Source organism: Streptomyces sp. NPDC046862 (assembly GCF_040704615.1).
Classification (GTDB): domain Bacteria; phylum Actinomycetota; class Actinomycetes; order Streptomycetales; family Streptomycetaceae; genus Streptomyces.
Genome location: NZ_JBEYXP010000082.1, coordinates 1 through 20,084 on the forward strand (window position 1 = coordinate 1; position 20,084 = coordinate 20,084).

Genomic DNA, 20,084 nt, shown 5'->3' on the forward strand with positions numbered 1-20,084 from the left:
CGGCGGCCATGCGGGCCGGGCTGATCGACGAGTACGCGGTCGTCACCCATCCGGTCCTGGTGGGCGGCGGCACGCCGTTCTTCACGGCCCTGGACAACTGGGTGAACCTGAGCCTGGTGGAGACCCGGACGTTTCCTGACGGCGTGGTGCTGACCAGGTACGAGACAAGGCCCTGAGTGCCCGACGTCGGATCAGCGCGGGCTTCGGGCCCAGGGCCCTGGGCGGGATTCGCAGTTGCGGTTCCACCGAGGCCCGCGGCCGGTTCATCTCGTCGAGCGGGCACTCGACCACACGGCCGGTGAGGTTGTGCATCTCGGCCTTGTGTCGCAGCTCAAGGAACTGAAAGAACACTGCCAGCGCGCCCGCCCTGCCGGTCCGCGTCGACGGTTTGGCGTCGCGGAGCGCCTTGCCGAAGTAGACGTCGGCGTCGGTCGGCTCCATCTCCCACAGCGGACGGCCGAACCAGTCTCGGATCAGCTCCAGGTGGTTGGTGTCGTTGCGGATCGTGCTGTCAACCGGACCAGCTGAGGCTCACGCGAGCACCAACCCCGACAGCACATCGGTCTCGAACTCGGAGACTATTGCTCACCCGCCTTGAACGACCACGAGGCTACCCATCCTAGGCTGTAACCTAGACCCACTAGGTTTCCGCGACCGTGGAGGAACGCCGTCGTGCCCCGCGCAGGACTCACCGCCGAGCGCCTCACCGAGGCCGCCGCCGACCTCGCCGACGAGATCGGGTTCGAGAACGTCACCCTGTCCGCGCTGGCGCGGCGGTTCGGGGTGAAGGACGCGAGCCTGTACGCGCACGTCAGGAATCTGCAGGACCTGCGCACGCGGATCGCGTTCCTGGCCGGCGGCGAGATGATCGACCGTATCGCCGCGGCGGTGGCCGGACGCGCCGGCAAGGACGCCCTGGCCGCCTTCGCCGACGCCTACCGGGAGTACGCACTGGAGCGGCCCGGGCGGTACGCGGCGACCCAGATCCGGATCGACCAGGCCCTGGTCACCGAGTCACCCAACCTCCGCCGTACCGCCGAGATCACCTACGGCATGCTGCGCGCCTACGGCCTCGACGAACCCGACCTCACCGACGCCGTACGTCTGCTGCGCAGCACCTTCCACGGCTACTGCGCACTCGAGGCCTCCGGCGGCTTCGGTGCCCCCCGTGACGTCCAGGCGTCCTGGGAGCGAGCCGTCGCCGCCCTGCACGTGGCGCTGGAGCACTGGCCCCGCCGCGACCAGACGGAGAAGAGCAAGGCGAAGAACAAGGCGAAGAACAGGGAGCAGAACACATGAGTGACCCGCACTTCGACGTGTGCGGCAGCGGACCCGTGCTGCTCGTCGTCCCGGGAGGCGCGGGGCACCCCATGGGGCTCGACGCGTTCGTGGGGCGGCTCGCCGGAAGGTTCACCGTCGTGACGTACGACCCGATGGGCCTCGCGCACGGACGCCTCGGCGCACCCGCCACGGACCAGCGGGTCCGGACGTGGAGCGACGGGGCCCGGCGCGTGCTCGACGCGGTACTGCCGGACGGGGAGTCCGCTTTCGTCTTCGGCAGCAGCTCCGGCGGGATCACCGCCCTGGACCTGCTAGCCCGCCACCCGGAGCGGCTGCGGCACGTCGTCGCGCACGAGCCGCCGTGCGTGGGCGCGCTGCCCGACGCGGAACGGCACCTCGCGATGTTCCGGAAGGTGTACGAGACGTACCGCGCGGCGGACATCGAGGCGGCGATGGCCCGGCTCCAGGCCGGGCTGGAGGAGTCGAGCCTGGAGGAGCCGGGCCGGGAGGAGCATCGCAGCCCTGCTGCGGGGGCGTCCGCGACCGGAACGGACTCCCGCGTGCGTCCTCCCACCACCCCCATGGACGCCTTCCTCACGTACGTGCTGCGGCAGTTCACCGCGTACGCGCCGGATCCGGTCGCCCTCCGCGGCAGCTCCGGCCGCCTCACCCTCGCCTTCGGCCACGACTCCCGCGGGCAACTCCTCCACCACACGGCGGAGTTCGTCGCCAAGACCTGTGATGGTGCGCTCACGGAGTTCCCGGGAGGACATGTGGGCGCCGTCACGCATGCCGAAGAGTTCGCCGACCGGCTCATGGAGACGCTGGCTCCGGTGGGCTGAACGCCGCCACCTCCTCGTACGTCGGCGTCGTGCCCCGCGGCGTACGTCCGGCCCGGACGTCGGCGACCGCGTCGAGGGCCGCGCCCAGGGCCCGTCGGTACGGCAGCGAGCCGAGGCTGACGCGGCGGACGCCCAGGTCGCCGAGCCGTTCGACGGTGAGGCCACTGGGTGAGTAGAGGATGTTGAGCGGCACCTCCAGGGACCGTACGAGCGAGGCGATCGTGGCCGGGTCGCTCAGGCCGGGCACGAACACGCCGTCGGCGCCTGCCTGTTGGTAGGCGTCGAGGCGTTGCGGGGTTCCCTCGCCGTCCCCTTGCCAGTACGTGTCGGTGCGCGCGTTCACGAAGAGGCCGGGCGCGGCCGACTTGGCGGCCGAGATCTTCGCGGCGTGCAGGGCGACGTCTCCGAGCCCGTCCTCGAGGTTGATCCCGGCGGCTCCGGCGGCTTGCAGCTCGCGCGCCAACTCGCCCACCTCGTCCGGGTCGTCACTGAAACCGCCCTCCGCGTCGACGGACAGCCAGAAGGGTTCCGGGCCGAGCGTCAGGGCCAGCCGGAGGGTCTGTTCCCGTGTCGCCGCCGCGCCGTCGGGCAGACCGGCGGCCGCGGCGACCCCGAGGCTGGTCGTCCCGATCGCGGCGAAACCCATACCGGCGAGCGCCATCGCGGACGCGTGATCCCAGGCGTTGGGCAGGAGCAGCGGCGTCTCGCCGTGGTGGAGGGCGGCGAAGCCGGTCACGCGAGCCTCCCCACGGCGTCGGCGTAGTACGTCGACCCCTTGAGATGGAGGGCCAGTTCGCGGAAGGTCCAGCCCTCGCCCGGTGAGTGGTCGAGCTGGTCGTCGGTGAGCGTGCCGAGGCGGTCGGCCCAGACGCGGGCCAGCCGGGTGAGCCGGCTGCGCGCCTCGTCGAGGTCCTCCTGGGTGAAGGGCGCGAGGTCCGCCCGCGTGGTGACGGCCGACGCGTGCCAGTGGTCGGGCAGCGGCTCCTCGCCCACGAGCCGGGCCTCCAGTTCCGCGAGGTGGTCGATCAGGTGGTCGGCGACGCGTCGGATCGCCTTGTGCGGGGTGTAGACGCGGTCGTCGACGTGGGCGGGCGTGCCGTCCCAGGCGGTCCAGGTCTCCGCCAGGGCGAGGACGTGGTCCACCATGGCGACGACGGCCCGTGCGGGGTTCTCCTGCGGTACTGCGGTCATGGCCGGAACGCTAGGGGGCGGAGATTTCGGCGCCCGCCGAACAATGTCGGCCCCGGCGGGCCCGTTCGCATGCAGACCGGCCCTTCCGTGTGGCGCTCGTCACAGCAACCTCTCCCGTACCTGTGACAACAACAGGCCATGACATCAGCAAGACCCACCGCACCATCCGCGTCCTCCGCGCCCTCCTCCCCGGCACACCGGCGTCGCCACGTCGCCCGCAAGCCCGTCATCGGCGCCCTCGCGGCGGCCGGTCTGCTGGCCGGGGCGTGGTACGCCACCGCCACGGCGACCACCCCCGCGGCCTCGACCGCCGCGGACGGCCTCACCGTCACCAACACCACCGTCAAGCTTCCGGCCAAGTTCCCCTACCTCTCGGCCGGCTACAACAACACCCGCGAGTGGACGCGTACGGCCACCGCCGTGGCCCCGAACGGCACCCTGCGCGTGGCCTGGCCCGCGAAGGACGGCGTCCACGTCACCCCGCTCACGGCGGCCGGGAAACGCTCGGGCGCGGACGCGGTCGTGAAGGGCACCAAGGAGGTCGGCGGCCTCGTCGCGCACAACGACGGCTTCGCGCTGCTGACCCGCGTCTCCGACAGCAACAAGTGGAACGAGACGGCCGCGGCGCTGGTCCGCTACCAGAACGGCAAGCAGACCTGGCGCACCAGGCTCACCGGGAAGTCGTCCAACGACACGGCCCCGCTCCTCGACGGCCAGCTCACCTGGAACGGCACCAAGTACGGCGCGTACTTCGTGGTCCACGGGGCGGGCGGCTTCGCCGACGGCCACTTCGGCGACAAGATGCAGTACGTCAGCTCCAAGGGCGCCAAGATGAGTGGCGGCTGGGGCTGGGGGTGCAGTCACAACGAGGGCATAGCCCTGCACGCGGAGAAGACGGGCGCCTTCACGTCCCTCTGCTTCGACGACTGGCGCTCGGGCCTGTTCGTCTCCACCGGCATCGGCGCCCCCGACAACGCGCCGGTCGTGCAGCGCGAGCAGTGCTGGGCGGGCTACTGCGGCGGCACGTATCCGAGCCGCACCGGCGACCTGGTGAAGTCGTCGAGCGGGCGCTACGCCACGGCCTTCGCCTCACGTGGGGCCGCCTCCGCCAAGAAGAACCCGGACGACTCCAGCGGCCGCGGCTGGACGGTCAAGCCGAAGACGAGCACGCACCAGGTGGCGGTGGCCTTCCTCAAGAACCGCAACACCCCCGCCGGCAAGCCCGTCTACCTGACCAGCGCCACGGGCACGGAGAACGTCAACGTCCGTGTCGCCCCGTACGGCAAGGACCGCCTCCTCGTCTCCTGGGAGTCCCTGAAGAACGCCAAGTGCGCGAACGGCACCTGCACCGGCACCTTCAGCGGCACCCACTTCCGCCTGGTCGACTGGAACGGCAAGGCCCAGGGCGCGGACAAGGTCGTCAAGGCGCGCCTCACCGGCGACATCGCGGTCCTGAAGGACGGCACCCTCACCTGGGCCTACGTCCCGGTCGCCCCGACCTACACGACTCCCCTCAACGGGGCGTCCCCGACCGCGACGTCCCTGAGCATCGCCCGCCTCAAGCCCTGACGGAGACGGCATCGCTGTCCCCCCGACCGCGGTCGCTGCGTCTTTCCCGATGCGGTGCGCGCGGGCCGGGGGGGGCCGGGGGGGCGGGGCAAGGTCCGGCGAGGTGAGGCCGGCGTCGGGCCTCAGTGGCCGGCCGGTGGCTCGAAGCAACCCGTCTCCGGGTAGGGGCCGTTCGTCGACACCTGGTAGTTGGTCTTCTGCACGAACGCGGTGACGCAGGCGTCGTCATGGACGCGCAGGCCCACCAGCGCGCCCTCGGGCCTGACCTCCCGCCCGTTCTCGAAACGCGAGTTCATCGGCTCGACCCGCAGCGTCCCGCCGAGCAGGTTCCCCTTGGCGTCGACATGCTCTTCCTGGTAACCGAGTTCGAGCATCGCGGCGCGGACCGTCCGCGGGTCCCACGTCCTGTGCTGCCACAGCCGCTTGAGCACCGGCTCGATGCGGTCGGCCTCCCGCTGGGCGTCCTCGGCACTCGCGGCGGACATGTCGCCCGAGATCCGGAAGCCGTTGTTCTCGCGGTAGTGCGGGGCGCCGTCACCGGCCCCCGGCTCCACGTAGGGGGACGCCGGGGACGAAGAACCCGCGGACGGTGACCCCGCGGACGGAGACCCCGGAGACGGTGACCCGGCGGAGGGGCTCGGGCCGGTGCTCGTCCCGTCGGTCGCGGTCCCGACGGCCGCCCCCGTCGTCGCGCGCTCCGTGCCGCAGGCACCGAGCGTCAACGCCGCGAGGACGACCAGAGCCACCGTCACGGCACCCTTGGCTATTTCCCGCACCTCTGCATCCCCCGTTTCAAGGTCAAGGTCAAGGTCAAGCTCACGATAGAAGCCGTCCCTCGCCTCGTCCTGAGTTTCCGTACTCACCTCCACGCAAGACCGTGAGCGCAAGGCGTGCGCCTTCGGTGCCTCCGAGCCCGATCCGCTGGGTCGTACGTGCGCCGTGGACGGCGAGCCAGGGGTTTTCGTCGGTGCCCGGGTGGAGCACGTACTCGGGGAAGTCACTGCTGTGGAGGTGCAGGCGCAGCCGGTGGCCGGGGCGCAGCCGGTATCCGGCGTGTCCGAGGGACAGGGTCAGACGCCGGTGCGGCAGGTCGGTGTGCACGCGGCCGTGGGCCACTAGTTCGGCCTCGCCGTCCGGGTGGACGTCCAGCAGCTTCGCGAAGAGATCGGTGGAGGGCCCGGTGGTGGTGAGGGTGACCTGGAGGGAGACCGGGCCCGCCAGGTCGACTGGGGTGGGGGTCGGTTCGGCGTCGAAGACCAGGACGTCGTCGCGTTTGGACCAGTCGTGCAGGCGGGGGTTGGTCTGCAGGTAGGCGAAGGCGTTGGGGGCGGGCGAGGGCACCGGGTCCTCGGGGTCGTGGATCCAGCTCGCCGCGCACGTGTCCTCGGGCGGGGTCGGGCTGAGCCGTCCGGGGGTGTTCCCGTCCGGAGCGTCGGGGGCTTCCGTCCCGGCGGCCAGGTGCAGGGTGAGGGCTCGGCTGTCGGCAGGCGGCCAGGCCGTCTCCGCGCGGAAGCCGTTCTCCTCGCCGTGGACGAGGCGCCAGCGCACGCGCGGCAGTTCGGCGGCGTTGCCCCGGCGCCGCAGGAAGATGTCGAAGAAGTCCAGGGCCGGGTCGAGGTAGCCGGGCAGGAGGGTGCGGAACGCCTCCTGGTCGCGTGTGTGGTCGCGTGACTCGTCGTCGTACGGTGCGCCCGACAGGTGGTAGTTCTCGTGGTCGATCGCGTCGATCAGGAGGTACTGCTGGTTCGACCACTCGGAGCGGCGGGCGAGTTCCTCGATGTCGCGCCAGTGCCAGGGGGCGCAGTTGTCGTACCAGCCGACGGTGTGCAGGACCGGGACGGCGCGGTGGTCGAAGGGGTGGCCCTCCGGCCAGCGGCGCAGACGTACCTCCCGGGGGAAGGCGACGTCGAAGGAGGGTGAGCGGCGCCCCAGGGTCCCGAAGAACTCCTCGAAGGGGGCGATCAGCGGCCGGCGGCCGGGATCGGGCTCCCACTCGTAGGTGTCGGTGCCCACGTAGTGCGTGGCCATGTAGCCCAGGTGGATGCCCATCTCGACGTCCCGCGTGCCGTCCGGGTTGTCGACGACCTGGCCGAGTTCGGTGCCGGTCACACGGGGGGCGATGGCGCGCAGCGCCCGGTGCCCGCTCGCGACCGCGGCCCACTGGGTGTAGCCGTAGTACGAGTCGCCCCACATCCCGACGACCCCGTCGGACCAGGACTGATGGGTGATCCACTCGATGGTGTCGTAGCCGTCGTGGACCTCGTTGACGAACAGCAGGGTCTCGCCCTCGGAGCGGAACTTGCCGCGCACGTCCTGGACCGCGACGCGGTAGCCGCGCCGGGTCATGTACCGGGCGATGAGCGGCATCGAGGCGTACGTCCCGGACTTGTCGTACGGCAGCCGGACCAGGATCGTCGGGCCGGGCTCGTCGACCGGCTCACCGTCGGGGAGGTAGACGTCGGTGGCCAGCCGGACACCGTCCCGCATCCGGACCCTGAACGGCAGGGCGGAGGGGTCGACCGGTGCGGGCGTGACGGTCTCGAAAGGCACGTTCACGGGGCAGCCTCACATGCTGTCTGTCGTGGGGTGGAGACGCGGGTGGAGATGCGGGCGGAAGCCCGACGGGTTCGCCCACAGTGGCATCACCCCTGTAGTTTTTCAATACCGACAAACAAAAGCCGGGCACCGGGAGCCAGGTCGTCGCGGCGTGCGATGCTTCAACCCATCTGAAGCTCGGATCACAGGGGAGGCACATCAGCCATGGGGCGCCCGAGTCTGGCCGCCGAGCGGCGGCGGCAGGTTCTTCAGGCGGCTAGCCGGTGCCTGGCCAGGAACGGGCTGGCCGGCACCACACTGGAGAAGATCGCCGAGGAGTCCGGACTGAGCCGCAGCCACGTCCGGCACTACGTCGGCAACCGGGACGACCTGCTGCTCGCGGTCGTGGAATGGGTGCAGGAGCGCGAGGACCGCGCCTTCGCCACCGCCGTGGAGCAGGCCCCGCCCGAGCAACGCCTCGGCGTCGCGATGGACCATCTGTTCGGGCCCTGGTTCCTGGGCGCGGGCGACGAGAGCGCCGTCATCCTGGAGCTCATCAGGGCAGGCCAGAGCGATGAGACACTGCGTGAGGCCATGATGTCCGGCTACCGGCTGATGCTCGGCGCGATCGACTCGGGACTGGCCGCCGAGTTCCCGGACAGCACACCGACCGCGCGGCGCGGTACCGCGTACGGCCTGCTGTGCCTGGCGCTCGGCAACGCCGTGATCTCCGATCTCGACCGGCCGCTCGGATCGGGCGGGCTGATCCGGGTGGCGGGTGAGGCGCTGGTGGCGCAGCTGGGCGCGGTCACCATGGGCGGGACCTCCCGGACATGACACCCGGCAGTGGAGGCGGGGACATCCTGGGGGCGCGGGCACTGTCATTACTTTGTCTTCATTGACAAGGTATTCGGGCCCTGTCACTGTCAGGGAACCGCGACGAGCGGACCGGGCCGTGTGTCGGCCTTCCCCCGGCCCCGTGCCGCATCCCACCCCTCCCTGGGAGGCTTTCGTGTCCCCGAAGCGCCGCGCATCCCACTGGCCACTCCTGGCCGCGTTCCCCCTCCTGGGGCTCACGGCCTGTACCGGTGCCCAGTCGGGTGCCTCCGCGGGCAGCGCCTCCTCCGGCGCGTCCCCCACCGTCAACGTGACCACGGCAGCCGCCAAGGGCGACATCGACACCCTCCACTGGGACCTGCCCTCGGGGGAGCCCACCAGCCTGGACTACGCGCACGCCGGCGACTACAGCTCCAACGTGATGGTCGCCAACCTCTGCGACACGCTCGTCCGGATGAAGGCCGACCTCTCCTACGCGCCCGGCCTCGCGGCATCCTGGAACAACCCGAACCCCACCACCCTGGTCTACAAGATCCGCGAGGGAGTGAGGTTCTGGGACGGCTCGCCCCTCACCGCCGCCGACGTGGCCTACAGCCTGAACCGCAACCGCGACGACAAGGTCGCTTCCAACAACTTCCCCAACTTCGTGAACGTCACCTCCATCAAGGCCACCGGCCCGCTCGAGGTGACCGTCAAGTTCAAGCAGCCGGACGAGCTGTTCAACAAGGAGATGGCGGCCACCTCCGGCGTCATCGCCAAGGCCGGCTTCATCAAGGAGAAGGGGGCCTCCTACGGCAAGGGCGCGCACGGTGTCATGTGCACCGGCCCGTTCAAGCTGTCCGACTGGAAGGCCAACACCAGCATCCGGCTCGTCCGCAACGACGCCTACTGGGACAAGGCCTTCCGCGCCCGCGCGGCCGCCGTCGACGTCTCCTTCGTCGCCGACACCACCAACCTCACCCTCGGCCTGAAGTCCGGCCAGCTCGACGGCGCCTTCGGCGTACCCGCCGCCGCCCTCCCGGCCCTCGCGAACACGACGACCGGCGCCATCCACCAGGGCCCCGGACTCGGCTCGTACCAACTGGCCCCCAACGGCACGCCTGCGGGCAAGGACGCACACATACGCCTGGCCCTCCTCGACGTCATCGACCGCAAGGCCCTCGCCACCGCCGTCTTCCACAACAGCGCCACACCGCTCTCCACCTTCATCCCGCCCTCGGGATGGGACGCGAAGGCCAAGGGGATCTACCGGAGCGCGTACGACAAGCTCGACAAGCCCGGCCCCGGCGGTGACCCGGACGCGGCGAAGAAGGAACTCGCGAAAAGCCCCCTGAAGGACACCACCGTGACCATCGGGGTGCAGGCCGGGGACGCCACGGAGGTGACCACCGCGACCCTGATCCAGGAGCAGGCGCGCACCATCGGGCTCAAGGTGCAGATCAAGCAGATGCAGCCGCTCCAGTTCAGCACGGCCTTCTACGACCCGAAGGCACGGGCGGGCATCGACTTCCTGCTCACCAGGGGCTTCCTCAGCGTCGCCGACCCGCTCGACTATCTCGCCCTCGGCCCGGTGCCGGGCGGCCAGTTCAACTGGATCGGCTGGGACGACGACACGACCGCCGCTCTCATCGCCAGGGCCCGGCAGACGACGGACGCCGCCAAGCGCGCCGAGTACATCGTCCAGGCGCAGGCCCGGTACGAGGCGGTCGCCTGGTCCGTGCCGCTGCTGAGCATCAACGAGGTCACCTACCTCAACAAGCGCGTCACCGGCGCCCCGCTCACCACCGCCGCGATCTTCCAGCCTTCGCTCGCCGTCATCGGCTCCGCGAAGTAGCAGTCGCCGGCTCAGCCCAATAGCCGTCATCGGCTCGGCGAAGCAGCCGTCATCGGCTCGGCGAAGTAAAGGAGCTTCCACCATGCGCGCCGTACTCCGCACCGTCACGGGCGCCCTGCTGACCCTGTTCGCGTCCAGCCTGGTCATCTTCCTCGCCCTGGCGGCCTCTCCGGGCGACGCGGCCTCCCGGCTCGCCGGCTCCAGGGCCACCGCGGCGCAGATCGCGGCGATCCGCCACACCCATGGCCTCGACCAGCCCCTCCCCCTGCGCTACCTCCACTGGCTTCAGGGCAGTCTGCACGGCGACTTCGGCACCTCGCTCCAGTACCAGCAGAGCGTCTCCTCACTCCTCGCGCCCCGCGTCGGCCAGACCCTGGCCCTGGTCGGCCTCACGGCGCTGTTCATCCTGGTCGGCGGGGTCGGCGCCGGAATTCTGGGGGCGGTGAGCCGGCCCGGCTCCGCCGTGCTCCCCGTGGTGTCCGGGGTCGGAGTCGCCGTCCCGTCCTTCGTCGCGGCGGCGCTGCTCGTCCAGGTCTTCGCGCTCTGGCTGGGCTGGCTGCCCGCGATCTCCACCGGCGTCGGCGGACTGCGCGGGCTGATCCTGCCCGCCTTCGCGCTCGCCCTGTCCTGGGCGGCCTATCTGGCCCAGGTCGTGCGCGCCTCCCTGCGGGAACAGCTCGGCCAGGAACACGTGGCCATCGCCCGCTCCCGGGGTCTGAGTCCGGGCGGCGTCTTCCGCCGGCACGTACTGCGCAACGCGGCACCCGAGATCACCACGGTGTCCGGGCTCGCCGTCGCCGGTCTGATCACGGGCACCGTCGTGGTGGAGCAGGCCTTCGGCATCGGCGGCATCGGCTCGTTCCTCGTCCAGTCCGTGGCCAGTAAGGACAGCAACGTCGTCCTGGCGATCAGTCTGCTGATGGTGACCGCCTTCATCGTCACCACCACCGCCACCGACCTCCTGCACCGCGCGCTCGATCCACGGGTCCGTGGCGTGGTCCGGACCCGTGAAAGGCAGGCCCGATGACAGCGACAGCTCTCGCGCTCCCCCTGGAGAAACCCTCTCGGCGCAGCCGCGTCGACGCCGTGTCGGCCGTGCTCGCCGCCCTCCTGGTGCTCCTGGCCCTCGCCGCCGTGCTCGCGCCGCTGATCGCCCCGTACGACCCGGCGGCGACCGACATCCTGGCCGCGGGTTCCGGCCCCTCCCCGGCCCACTGGCTGGGAGCCGACGACCTCGGCCGGGACATCCTGTCCCGGCTGCTGTACGGCGCCCGCCTCAGCCTGCTCGGCCCCACGCTGATCATCGCGGCGGCCACCGTCCTGGGCACCGCTCTCGGTGTCGCCTCCGCCTGGCTGGGCGGCTGGTTCGACGCGGTCACCAGCCGTGTCCTCGACTTCTTCTTCGCCTTCCCCGGACTGCTGCTGTCCGTCCTGGCCGTCGCGATGATCGGCTCCGGCTTCCTCGCCCCGGTCACCGCGCTCGCCGTCGCGTACACGCCGTACATCGCACGCGTCACCCGCACCATCGCCGTCCGCGAGCGCACCCTCCCCTACATCGAGGCGCTGCGCACCCACGGCCTCGGCGGCTGGGCCATCTGCCTGCGCCATCTGACCCCGGCCGTGTGGCCGGTGATCCGCGCCCAGGCCGCGATCGCCTTCGGCTCGGCACTCGTGGACCTGGCGGCGGTCTCCTACCTGGGCCTGGGCGTCCAGCCGCCCTCCGCGGAATGGGGGTTGATGGTCTCCCAGGGCCAGTCGGCGCTGCTGGGCGGCGCCCCCTGGCAGTCACTGTCCGCGGGACTGCTGATCATCGTCGTCGTTCTCGCCGTCAACACCATCGGCGAACGGGCGAGCGACTCGGACACGGCGGGAGGGCGCGCGTGAGGACGTCGAACAAGGAAGAGAAGCCCGTCGGGGACGAGAAGTCGGCGAGGAAGTCGGTGGGAAAGTCGACCGCGGAGGAGAGACTGCTCGACATCGCGGGCCTGAGAGTCGACCTGGCCGACGGACGGACCGTCCTGCACGACGTCTCGTACGCCGTGCGGCCCGGCGAGTCCCTCGGACTGGTCGGGGAATCCGGGTCGGGCAAGTCCATGAGCCTCAAGGCCGTACTGCGCATGCTGCCCGCGAGGGCCCGTGCGGAAGGCGGCGTCACCTTCGACGGCCGCTCCGTCACCGCCATGAACCCGCGAGAGCTGCGAGCCTTCCGGGCCGGCGAGGTGGCGATGATCCCGCAGGATCCGCGTGCCGCCGCCAACCCCGTGCGGACGGTCGGCGACTTCCTCACCGAAGTCCTGGTCCGCGCCCGTGGCGTCGCGCGGAGGAAGGCCGCCGACCAGGCGATCCGGCATCTGGCGGACGTCGGCGTCGCCGACGGGGAGCAGCGGCTGCGCCAGCATCCCCACCAGCTGTCGGGCGGCCTGCTCCAACGGGTGATGATCGCCGCGGCCCTCGCCGCCGGACCCCGGCTCCTGCTCGCCGACGAGCCCACCACCGCCCTCGACGTGACCACCCAGCAGGAGGTGATGGCCATCCTCCACGAGCAGCGCCGCCGGCATCACCTGGCCATGGTCCTGGTCACCCACGACCTCGACCTGGCGGCGGCGGTCACCGACAGCATCGCGGTGATGTACGCCGGAACCATCGTCGAACTCGGCCCCTCCAAGGGCCTGCACCGCACCGCGCGACACCCCTACACCGCGGGCCTGTTGCGCTCCCGCCCGGCCATCGGCACCCGAGCCCGCCCGGTCAGCCTCCCAGGCCGGCCCCTGTCGGCCTTCGAGGCCGGACCCGGATGCGTCTTCGCCGACCGCTGCGCCTTCGCCGAGAAGCGCTGCCGCACGGACCGGCCGCGGCTCGAAGCACAGGGCACCCACCTGGTCGCCTGCCACCGCGCGGCCGAACTGGCGGCGGCCGGAAGCCTCCTGGAGAGGACATCATGACCACGCCTGTTCTGGAGGCCACCGGCCTGCGCAAGGAGTTCCCCGGAGGCAGGCTCGCCGTGGACGACGTGTCCCTGACCCTCCCGCCCGGCGGTTCGATGGGCGTTGTCGGCGAGTCCGGCTCCGGCAAGACCACCGTCGCCCGGATGCTCGTCGGTCTGGAGACCCCGACGGCGGGCACCGTCCGCGTCGACGGCGAGCCACTGATCACGGGCAGGGCCACGCCCCGCGGGCGCGCCGAGCGGCTCCGCCGGGCCCGCCGGATCCAGCTCGTCTTCCAGGACCCCTACACCTCGCTCGACCCACGCCAGACCGTAGGCAACGGCATCGACGAGCTCCTGCGCCTGCACGAACCCGACCGCGACCGGCGTCGCGACCGCGCCACCGATCTCCTCGACCAGGTCGGCCTGGACGCACGTGTGGCTCGTTCGACGCCCGGCACCCTGTCCGGTGGACAGCGCCAGCGGGTGGCCATCGCCCGTGCCCTGGTCTCCCGGCCGAAGATCCTCGTCCTGGACGAGGCCGTCTCCGCCCTCGACGTGTCCATCCAGGCACAGGTGCTCAACCTGCTCGCCGACCTGCGCGACGAACTCGGCATCGGCTACCTCTTCGTCACCCACGACCTGGCCGTGGCGCAGCAGGTGACCGACGAGCTGATCGTGATGCACCAGGGCCGGGTCGTCGAGCACGGCACCACCGACCAGGTGCTCACCGCGCCCGAACACCCCTACACCCGCGACCTGTTGGCGGCCGTCCCCCGCGAGGGCTGGCAGCCGGCCCGCTCACGGTGACGCCTACGAGACGGCGACCGCCCCGTCCCCCAGCCGCGCCCGCGTCTCGGAGCCGCCGTTCCAGCGGACATGGATCTCGTCCGTCCCGTCCTCGACACGGACGGAGACACGGACGGAGACCAGCTCCTCCAGCGGTACGGGGTCCGGCTCACCGGTCAGCCGGGCGAGGGCGACGAAGACCGTGCCGCCGGCCGCCGTGACGCCCGTCAAACCGCCGGGTGCGTCCGACAGTCCGTGGACGGACCGGAGTTCGGCACGCACGCCGTCCCCCTTCGCCGCCCATCCCGTGACACGCACCGACGTCCCTTCGGGCGCCCCCGACACATGGAACGCCCGTACCTCCACCGCCCCCTCGGCCAGCACGAGGCTCGTGACCCGGGCGCCGGAGGCCGCCGTGTGCCGCGAGGCCGTCCAGCCCTCGCCTGCCCCCAGCGGCTCGATACCGGTGCGGCTCGGGTCGTCGCCCACGATCACGCTGTTGTCGTACGACTCCGACGGCTCCGTCACCGTCGAGTACGCGAGCCGCGTGTAGTACGGGTCGTAGCGGACGTCCTCGCTGCCGTGGTTGTGGAGGCGGACCAGGCCGTCGGCGCGGGTCGACTGGAGCAGCCAGTTGGGCGGGCCCACGGGCCGGACCGTGTCCTCCCTCTCCACCGGCCCGGGCTCCTCCCGCGCCGTCCACACCTCGTGGTCCGGCGGCAGCAGCAGCCCGAGGAAGCCCTTGCTCGCCCAGTACGGGGATGCCGGGCCCGAATAGCCCTGCAGGACGGCAGGGTCGGGGCCGTGCCAGCCGAGCGTGAGCAGGCCGCGCTCGTCCACGGCACCGTGGTCGAGGAAGTACTTCAGCGCGCCCGACGCCAGCCGCCGCGTCTGCCCATGCGTCAGCGGCGTACGGCCCGTGAGGGCGCCCAGCCACAGGGGTGCGGTCGTCGCGAAGCGGTACGTCAGGGAGCGGCCCTGGTGCATGGGGGCGCCGTCGCCGCCGAACAGGTGGGCGTAGTCGGCGAGGTGGGTCGACAGGCGGCCGCCGTACAGGTCCAGCAGCCGCTCGTCGTTCGCCAGCCAGGCGTGCAGCACCGGGTAGAGGTGCATGGCCCAGCCGTTGTAGTAGTCGAACTTCCGGCCGTCGCCGTCGGTGTACCAGCCGTCGCCGAGGTACCACTGCTCGATGCGTTCCAGGCCGCGGTCGATCGCCCGGTGGGAGGCTTCCGCCTCGTGGCCGATCTCCGCGAGGAACCCGCCGACCGTCACCGGGAACAGTTCCCAGTTGCAGGGCCAGGCCTCGGCCGTGAGGGCGTCACCGAGCCAGGCCGCCGCGCGCTGCCGTACGGCGTCGTCGAGGCGGTCCCACAGCAGCGGGCGGGTCAGCCGCAGCGCGAGCGCGATCGACGCCGCCTCCACCAGGGGCTGGCCTCGGTCCTCGATACGCGGCCAGACACCCGACACTCCGGCCGCGAGCCCGTCGCCGTACCGCTGGAGCGCCTTCTCGTCCCGACGGAAGGCCGCCAGCAGGAGGGTCCGGGCATACCCCTCCAGACCGTCGGAGAGCCGCCCGGACCAGCTCGTCCGGTCACCGGGCAGGTGGTAGAGCGCACCGTCGGCGCTCGCGTACGGCTCCACGGCGGCCAGCAGGGAGTCGGCGGCGTTCTCCCAGTGGGCGCGGGTGTATCCGGTGCAGGCGCTGAGGGAGCGGTCCTCGGAGGGCATCGGGGGCTTCCTGTCTTGCGTGGGTCGACGATAGGCGGGCCGGTCGAAGCCCCGTAAGGGGCGCGGGGCTGTGTCGATATGCGGCTCCGCCGCGTGGGCGCGACCAGCCACGACGGACCCGCAGCTTCAAGACGGCCCAACCAGCGGAGCGCAAAGGCGAAGGCCTGGGGCGCCCCGGTTCCGGTCGAGGCGCCCCAGGGGCTCATCACATCCGCACCCTGCCCTCCGGCACCAGGTGCTGGGCGGCGAGTTCGTCGCGGACGAGGCCCGCGTAGACCGTCGCGCCGTGGACGGAGGTGTGCGTGTTGTCGCGCTTCTCGTTGTACAAGTACACCGACTTGGAGGCCTCCACACCCAGCGATTCGACAAGAGCCTTCGTCTTCGCCGTCAGATCGATCAGGGGGACGCCCTTGTCCGCCGCGACCGAGCGGGTGACCGCCGGGTGATCCACGCCGAGGCCGTTCACGAGCAACGCGGTGTTGTTGTTCAGTGTGCCGTCCGCGTTGAACCAGCGCCGGACGATCGGGGTAACCAGAACCGGTTTCCCGCCCTTCTCGCGGACACCCGCCACCAGTGTCTCCAGGTTCGCCCGGTATGTCGCCTCGTCGGTCTGCTTGTCGTTGTGGGCGAGCTGGATGAGGACGAGGTCGCCGCGGCGGATCAGCGGCTGGACGGTGCCCCACAGCTGGGGGCTCGCGAGGTAGGAGACCGTGCTCTCGCCGGAGTCCGCGTAGTTGGCGACGGACACGCCCTCGCGGAGGTACTGCGGGAGCTGCTGGCCCCAGCCGGAGTACGGGTCGCCGGGCTGGTCGCACACCGTGGAGTCGCCGACGAGGAAGATCTGCCGGGTGTGCCGGGCCGGTGTCACACGGATGTCCGCGAGCGCGGGCGCCGAGCCGCCGAGTACGAGGTCCAGGCCGGGCGTGCCCTCCGCGCCGGTCGGCTCGCCCTCGGGGGTGCGGACGTTCACCGTGAAGCCACGGGCCACCCGCTCCCCCGCCGCCGTGGCCGTCTCGGGCAGCAGCGAGCGCCGGGTCTCGCCGCCGACGCTCGTGCTCGCCGCGCTGTCGCCGCCGAGGAGGACGGTCACGTCGTACGTGCCGGGTGCGACGTCGAAGTGGCAGGAGGTCGCGTTGCAGTTCTCGGGTCCGAGGACGGGGCGCCCCGCGTGCGCCTGGGCCGGTACGGCCGCCAAGGCGGTACCCAGGGTCGCGGCCGTCAGCGCGGCGACGGTGAAACGTCTCATTGCGGCTCCTCGGGACGGACGGCAAGACCTGGCCGCTGGACGGTACCGCGTCTGACAAGCGCTTTCTAGATGTCGGCAGTTTTTCACATGATTGTCAACTTCGACGGTGTGAAAGCCCTTTCGCGAAATCGATTCAACTGTCACCCTTCCGATCACCCGCACACCCCCCACGCCTCCGGAAGGAGACCCCCCATGTCCAGCCACCCCCACACCGGCAGACCCCTCGGCCGCCGCGGCTTCGTCCTCGGCGCGAGCGCGACCGCCGCGGGCGCGGCCCTCACCGGCCCGCTGGCCTCCGCCGCGCACGCCGCGAGTTTCGGCTACACCGACGACGGCTCGAACTACGTGATCGACACCGGCGCCAACCTCGTCTTCAAGGTCAGCAAGTCCAACGGCGACCTGACCTCGCTGGCGTACCGGGGCACGGAGTACCAGGGCTACGGCGGTATGAACTCGCACATCGAGTCCGGCCTCGGCAGCTCGACCGTCACCATCAAGCAGTCCGGCTCGACGATCCTGGTGAGCGTCACGCACGGCACGCTCAGGCACTACTACGCGGCCCGCAGCGGCGAGAACAACGTCTACCTGTGGACCAACAAGGCCGACGACTCGGTCAGCGCGACCCGCTACATCGTGCGCGTCAAGAAGGGCATGTTCCTCAACGACGAGCCCGACTCCTACACGTACACGACCTCCACGATCGAGGCCTCGGACGTGTTCGCGAAGTCCGACGGCCAGACCCGCTCGAAGCACTACTCGAAGCTCCGGGTGATCGATGACAACTACGTCGGCTGGAGCAGCGGCGGCGTCGGCCTGTGGATCGTGCGCAGCAACCACGAGAAGGCGTCCGGCGGCCCGTTCTACCGCTCGTTGCTTCGGCACCAGAGCGCGGACGGCGGCGGGCTGTACGAGATCCTCTACTACGGCCAGAACCAGACCGAGGCCCAGCGCTTCGGCCTCCAGGGCCCGTACGTCATCGCCTTCACGGACGGCGGCGCACCCTCCTCGTCCCTCTTCCCGGGCACCCTGACCACCTCGTGGGCGGACTCGCTCGGCATCTCCGGGTACGTCGGCGCGGGCGGGCGGGGCCGGGTCGCGGGCGTCGGGATCACCGGGCGCGACACGGCGCAGCCGTACACGGTCGGGCTCGCCAACTCGGCGGCACAGTACTGGGGTTCGGCGCGGGCGTCCGACGGCTACTTCTCCGTCTCCGGGATCCTCCCGGGGACGTACACGCTGACGGTCTTCAAGCGGGAACTCGCCGTGCACACCCAGTCGGTGACGGTCACCGCGGGCGGGACGACCACGCTCAACTCGATCGCGATCCCCTCCTCCAACGACCCGTCCAACGCGAGCGCCATCTGGCGGATCGGCACCTGGGACGGCACGCCCGGCGGGTTCAAGAACGCCGACCTGATGACGTACGCCCACCCCTCCGACGTCCGGGCCGCGTCCTGGACCGGCAACGTGGTGATCGGCAACAACGAGACGGCGTCCTTCCCCTGTTACCTCTGGAAGGACGTCAACAGCGGCATCCTGGTGTACTTCAAGCTGACCGCGGCCCAGGCCGCCGCAGCGCACACCCTGAGGATCGGGGTGACGACGGCGTACGCGAACGGCCGCCCGCAGGTCACGGTCAACGACACGTGGACGTCGGCCATCCCCTCGCCACCCACCCAGCCGAACACCCGGTCGCTGACCAACGGTTCCTACCGCGGCAACAACCACACGTTCACGTACAGCGTCCCGGCGTCCGCCTGGAAGGCGGACACGAGCCAGTACAACGTGCTCAGGATCGACGTGGTGAGCGGGTCGGGGACGACCGGCTTCCTCAGCGCGGGCACGTCGGTCGACGCGATCGACCTGCTCGCCTGACCGTCTCACGCAGGGTCACGTCCCCCGCGTCCACTGCTGGTTCGTGCCGCCGTTGCAGGTGTACGTGATGACGGCGGCCGAGTCGGCGGTGGACGCGCCGTTCACGTCCAGGCACTCGCCACTGGCGCGGGACTTGACGTTGACGTAGGAGCCCGTGGTGGTGAGCGACCACTGCTGGTTCGTCGCCGAGGAGTTGCAGTTCTCCTGGGTGACGGTGGAGGCGTTCTCCTGTACGCACATCGAGCTGTTCCGCACCATCAGCTGGTAGTAGCCGCTGCCGACGGACTTGAACCAGTACTTCTGGTTGTTGCCGCCGTTGCAGGTGTACTGCTTGATCTGGGCGCCCGGCCAGAGCGACTGACTTGTCACGTCGGCGCACTTGGAGGAGTGGCGGGCTATCAGCGTGTTGTACGTGGCGCTGGTGCCGGTGACCGTCCCCGCGGCCGTGTCGATGGTGACCTCCGGCGACCAGGACATGGACATCGTGGTCGAGCTCGGGAAGGTCAGCGGCAGCCACACGTAGCGGGAGTCGTTGACGGTCCCGCCGAAGGAGTTGCCCCAGCGGTCGCCCATGTACAGGTACGAGGTACCCGAACTGCCCTGCACGGGAAGGACGTAGGCGGTCTGTGAGCCGAAGGTCGTCGAGTCGCCGACGTTGGTCATCGCGGTCCACGGGCCGGCGATGTTGGTGGCGGTGGCGTACTGCTGCTGGTTGGGGTTCCAGCCGGTCGCGCCCGACGTCAGCATGAAGTAGACGCCGTTGCGCTTGAACAGGGCCGGGGCCTCGCGGTGGCCGCCGTGCCAGGGGTCGGCGACGAGGCTCGCGATGCCGGTGTAGTCGGAGGTCAGCCGGTAGATCTGCAGGTCGTAGTTCTCGCGGGCGGCCGAGATCATGTAGCCGGCGCCGTCGGTGTCCACGAAGACCGTGATGTCACGGGACATGTGCTGGCCGAGCGGGCGGAAGCTGCCCTGCCAGGTGTAGTTGCCGTCGACCGTGTCCGACACGGCGACGGCGGCGCGGGCCTCGCTGTAGTCGGTGCCGTTCTCCTTGTGCATCCACATCACGAACTTGCCGGTGGACGCGTTGTACATGACCTTCGGCCGCTCGATGTTGGCCGTGGCCAGCTCGGAGGCGCTGGACTGGGTCAGGACGTGGTTCCTGAACTCCCAGTTCTTCAGGTCGGTGGAACGGTAGGCGTCCACGTACCGGAAGGTGTTGTCGGCGTTGCGGTTCTCGCCGAACCAGTAGTAGTAGGAGCCGACCTTGATGACCCCGCCGCCGTGGGCGTGCACGGGGTTGCCCGAGGTGTCGGTGAACTGCGTGCCGTTGGTGATGGTCTGCGGTGCCGCCTGGGCGGGTCCGGCCGTGGCCAGCGCTCCTGCCAGTGCCAGGCAGAGGGCGAGGAGGATCGCGTACGCGCGTCTCATGGTGGA

General features: G+C 70.9%; 18 protein-coding genes. 11 read left to right on the top strand and 7 right to left on the bottom strand.

The genetic code is table 11. The features are described from left to right. The 3 genes from AB0959_RS49165 to AB0959_RS49175 form a co-directional block, all read left to right on the top strand. The coding region (locus AB0959_RS49165) for a dihydrofolate reductase family protein (protein ID WP_366833526.1) at nucleotides 1-176 on the top strand (176 nt) is incomplete at its 5' end. Between the two features lie 496 nt (nucleotides 177-672). Continuing rightward, nucleotides 673-1,299: a WHG domain-containing protein gene (locus tag AB0959_RS49170; protein WP_366833498.1), complete on the top strand. Its 627-nt coding sequence runs from the start codon at nucleotides 673-675 to the stop codon at nucleotides 1,297-1,299. Then, a complete protein-coding gene (locus tag AB0959_RS49175) occupies nucleotides 1,296-2,123 on the top strand; it encodes an alpha/beta fold hydrolase (RefSeq protein WP_366833499.1) in 828 nt (275 codons plus the stop codon). Before AB0959_RS49170 ends, AB0959_RS49175 begins: the two co-directional genes overlap by 4 nt. On the opposite strand, the gene AB0959_RS49180 is transcribed toward AB0959_RS49175, so the two are convergent. Together AB0959_RS49180 and AB0959_RS49185 are read right to left on the bottom strand one after the other, a co-directional pair. Next, nucleotides 2,095-2,859, bottom strand: coding sequence for an isocitrate lyase/phosphoenolpyruvate mutase family protein (locus tag AB0959_RS49180; RefSeq protein WP_366833501.1), 765 nt, complete (start codon nucleotides 2,857-2,859; stop codon nucleotides 2,095-2,097). The two genes, AB0959_RS49175 and AB0959_RS49180, sit on opposite strands and share 29 nt — an antisense overlap. Continuing rightward, entirely contained in the window at nucleotides 2,856-3,314 is a 459-nt protein-coding gene (locus AB0959_RS49185) for a hypothetical protein (protein WP_366833502.1), read from the bottom strand. The genes AB0959_RS49180 and AB0959_RS49185 overlap by 4 nt, the downstream gene beginning before the upstream one ends. A gap of 138 nt (nucleotides 3,315-3,452) precedes the next feature. Between AB0959_RS49185 and AB0959_RS49190 the strand changes: the two genes are divergently transcribed. Beyond that, entirely contained in the window at nucleotides 3,453-4,883 is a 1,431-nt protein-coding gene (locus AB0959_RS49190; protein ID WP_366833503.1) for a hypothetical protein, read from the top strand. 122 nt (nucleotides 4,884-5,005) lie between these two features. Here the strand turns inward: AB0959_RS49190 and AB0959_RS49195 are convergent, their stop codons facing one another. Both AB0959_RS49195 and AB0959_RS49200 read right to left on the bottom strand, forming a co-directional pair. Further along, nucleotides 5,006-5,659, bottom strand: coding sequence for a hypothetical protein (locus tag AB0959_RS49195; RefSeq protein ID WP_366833504.1), 654 nt, complete (start codon nucleotides 5,657-5,659; stop codon nucleotides 5,006-5,008). Between the two features lie 40 nt (nucleotides 5,660-5,699). Further along, nucleotides 5,700-7,439, bottom strand: a complete 1,740-nt coding sequence (locus tag AB0959_RS49200) for a CocE/NonD family hydrolase (RefSeq protein ID WP_366833505.1) — start codon at nucleotides 7,437-7,439, stop codon at nucleotides 5,700-5,702. Nucleotides 7,440-7,643: 204 nt separating this feature from the next. On the opposite strand from AB0959_RS49200, the gene AB0959_RS49205 reads away from it, so the two are divergent. The 6 genes from AB0959_RS49205 to AB0959_RS49230 all read left to right on the top strand — a co-directional run bounded on the left by AB0959_RS49205 (nucleotide 7,644) and on the right by AB0959_RS49230 (nucleotide 13,822). Continuing rightward, on the top strand, nucleotides 7,644-8,255 hold the full coding sequence (locus AB0959_RS49205) for a TetR/AcrR family transcriptional regulator (RefSeq protein WP_366833506.1): 612 nt from the start codon (nucleotides 7,644-7,646) through the stop codon (nucleotides 8,253-8,255). A 175-nt stretch (nucleotides 8,256-8,430) separates the two neighbouring features. Then, complete coding sequence (locus AB0959_RS49210) at nucleotides 8,431-10,089, top strand: ABC transporter substrate-binding protein (protein WP_366833507.1); 1,659 nt, start codon at nucleotides 8,431-8,433, stop codon at nucleotides 10,087-10,089. An 82-nt stretch (nucleotides 10,090-10,171) separates the two neighbouring features. Then, a complete protein-coding gene (locus AB0959_RS49215; RefSeq protein ID WP_366833508.1) occupies nucleotides 10,172-11,116 on the top strand; it encodes an ABC transporter permease in 945 nt (314 codons plus the stop codon). After that, nucleotides 11,113-11,973 carry an ABC transporter permease gene (locus AB0959_RS49220; RefSeq protein WP_366833509.1) on the top strand — a complete coding sequence of 287 codons (861 nt, stop codon included), beginning with the start codon at nucleotides 11,113-11,115 and terminating at the stop codon, nucleotides 11,971-11,973. Before AB0959_RS49215 ends, AB0959_RS49220 begins: the two co-directional genes overlap by 4 nt. After that, nucleotides 11,970-13,031 carry an ABC transporter ATP-binding protein gene (locus AB0959_RS49225; protein WP_366833510.1) on the top strand — a complete coding sequence of 354 codons (1,062 nt, stop codon included), beginning with the start codon at nucleotides 11,970-11,972 and terminating at the stop codon, nucleotides 13,029-13,031. Before AB0959_RS49220 ends, AB0959_RS49225 begins: the two co-directional genes overlap by 4 nt. Continuing rightward, nucleotides 13,028-13,822: an ATP-binding cassette domain-containing protein gene (locus tag AB0959_RS49230; protein ID WP_366833511.1), complete on the top strand. Its 795-nt coding sequence runs from the start codon at nucleotides 13,028-13,030 to the stop codon at nucleotides 13,820-13,822. Before AB0959_RS49225 ends, AB0959_RS49230 begins: the two co-directional genes overlap by 4 nt. 3 nt (nucleotides 13,823-13,825) lie before the next feature. Here AB0959_RS49230 and AB0959_RS49235 read toward each other — a convergent pair whose 3' ends face one another. Next, nucleotides 13,826-15,529 carry a DUF2264 domain-containing protein gene (locus tag AB0959_RS49235; RefSeq protein ID WP_366833512.1) on the bottom strand — a complete coding sequence of 568 codons (1,704 nt, stop codon included), beginning with the start codon at nucleotides 15,527-15,529 and terminating at the stop codon, nucleotides 13,826-13,828. Nucleotides 15,530-15,734: 205 nt separating this feature from the next. Continuing rightward, nucleotides 15,735-16,775: a rhamnogalacturonan acetylesterase gene (locus tag AB0959_RS49240; protein ID WP_366833513.1), complete on the bottom strand. Its 1,041-nt coding sequence runs from the start codon at nucleotides 16,773-16,775 to the stop codon at nucleotides 15,735-15,737. A 192-nt stretch (nucleotides 16,776-16,967) separates the two neighbouring features. Here AB0959_RS49240 and AB0959_RS49245 point away from each other — a divergent pair, with 192 nt between their 5' ends. Continuing rightward, nucleotides 16,968-18,650, top strand: coding sequence for a rhamnogalacturonan lyase B N-terminal domain-containing protein (locus AB0959_RS49245; protein ID WP_366833514.1), 1,683 nt, complete (start codon nucleotides 16,968-16,970; stop codon nucleotides 18,648-18,650). A gap of 15 nt (nucleotides 18,651-18,665) precedes the next feature. On the opposite strand, the gene AB0959_RS49250 is transcribed toward AB0959_RS49245, so the two are convergent. Continuing rightward, on the bottom strand, nucleotides 18,666-20,078 hold the full coding sequence (locus tag AB0959_RS49250) for an RICIN domain-containing protein (RefSeq protein WP_366833515.1): 1,413 nt from the start codon (nucleotides 20,076-20,078) through the stop codon (nucleotides 18,666-18,668). Nucleotides 20,079-20,084 lie beyond the last annotated feature (6 nt).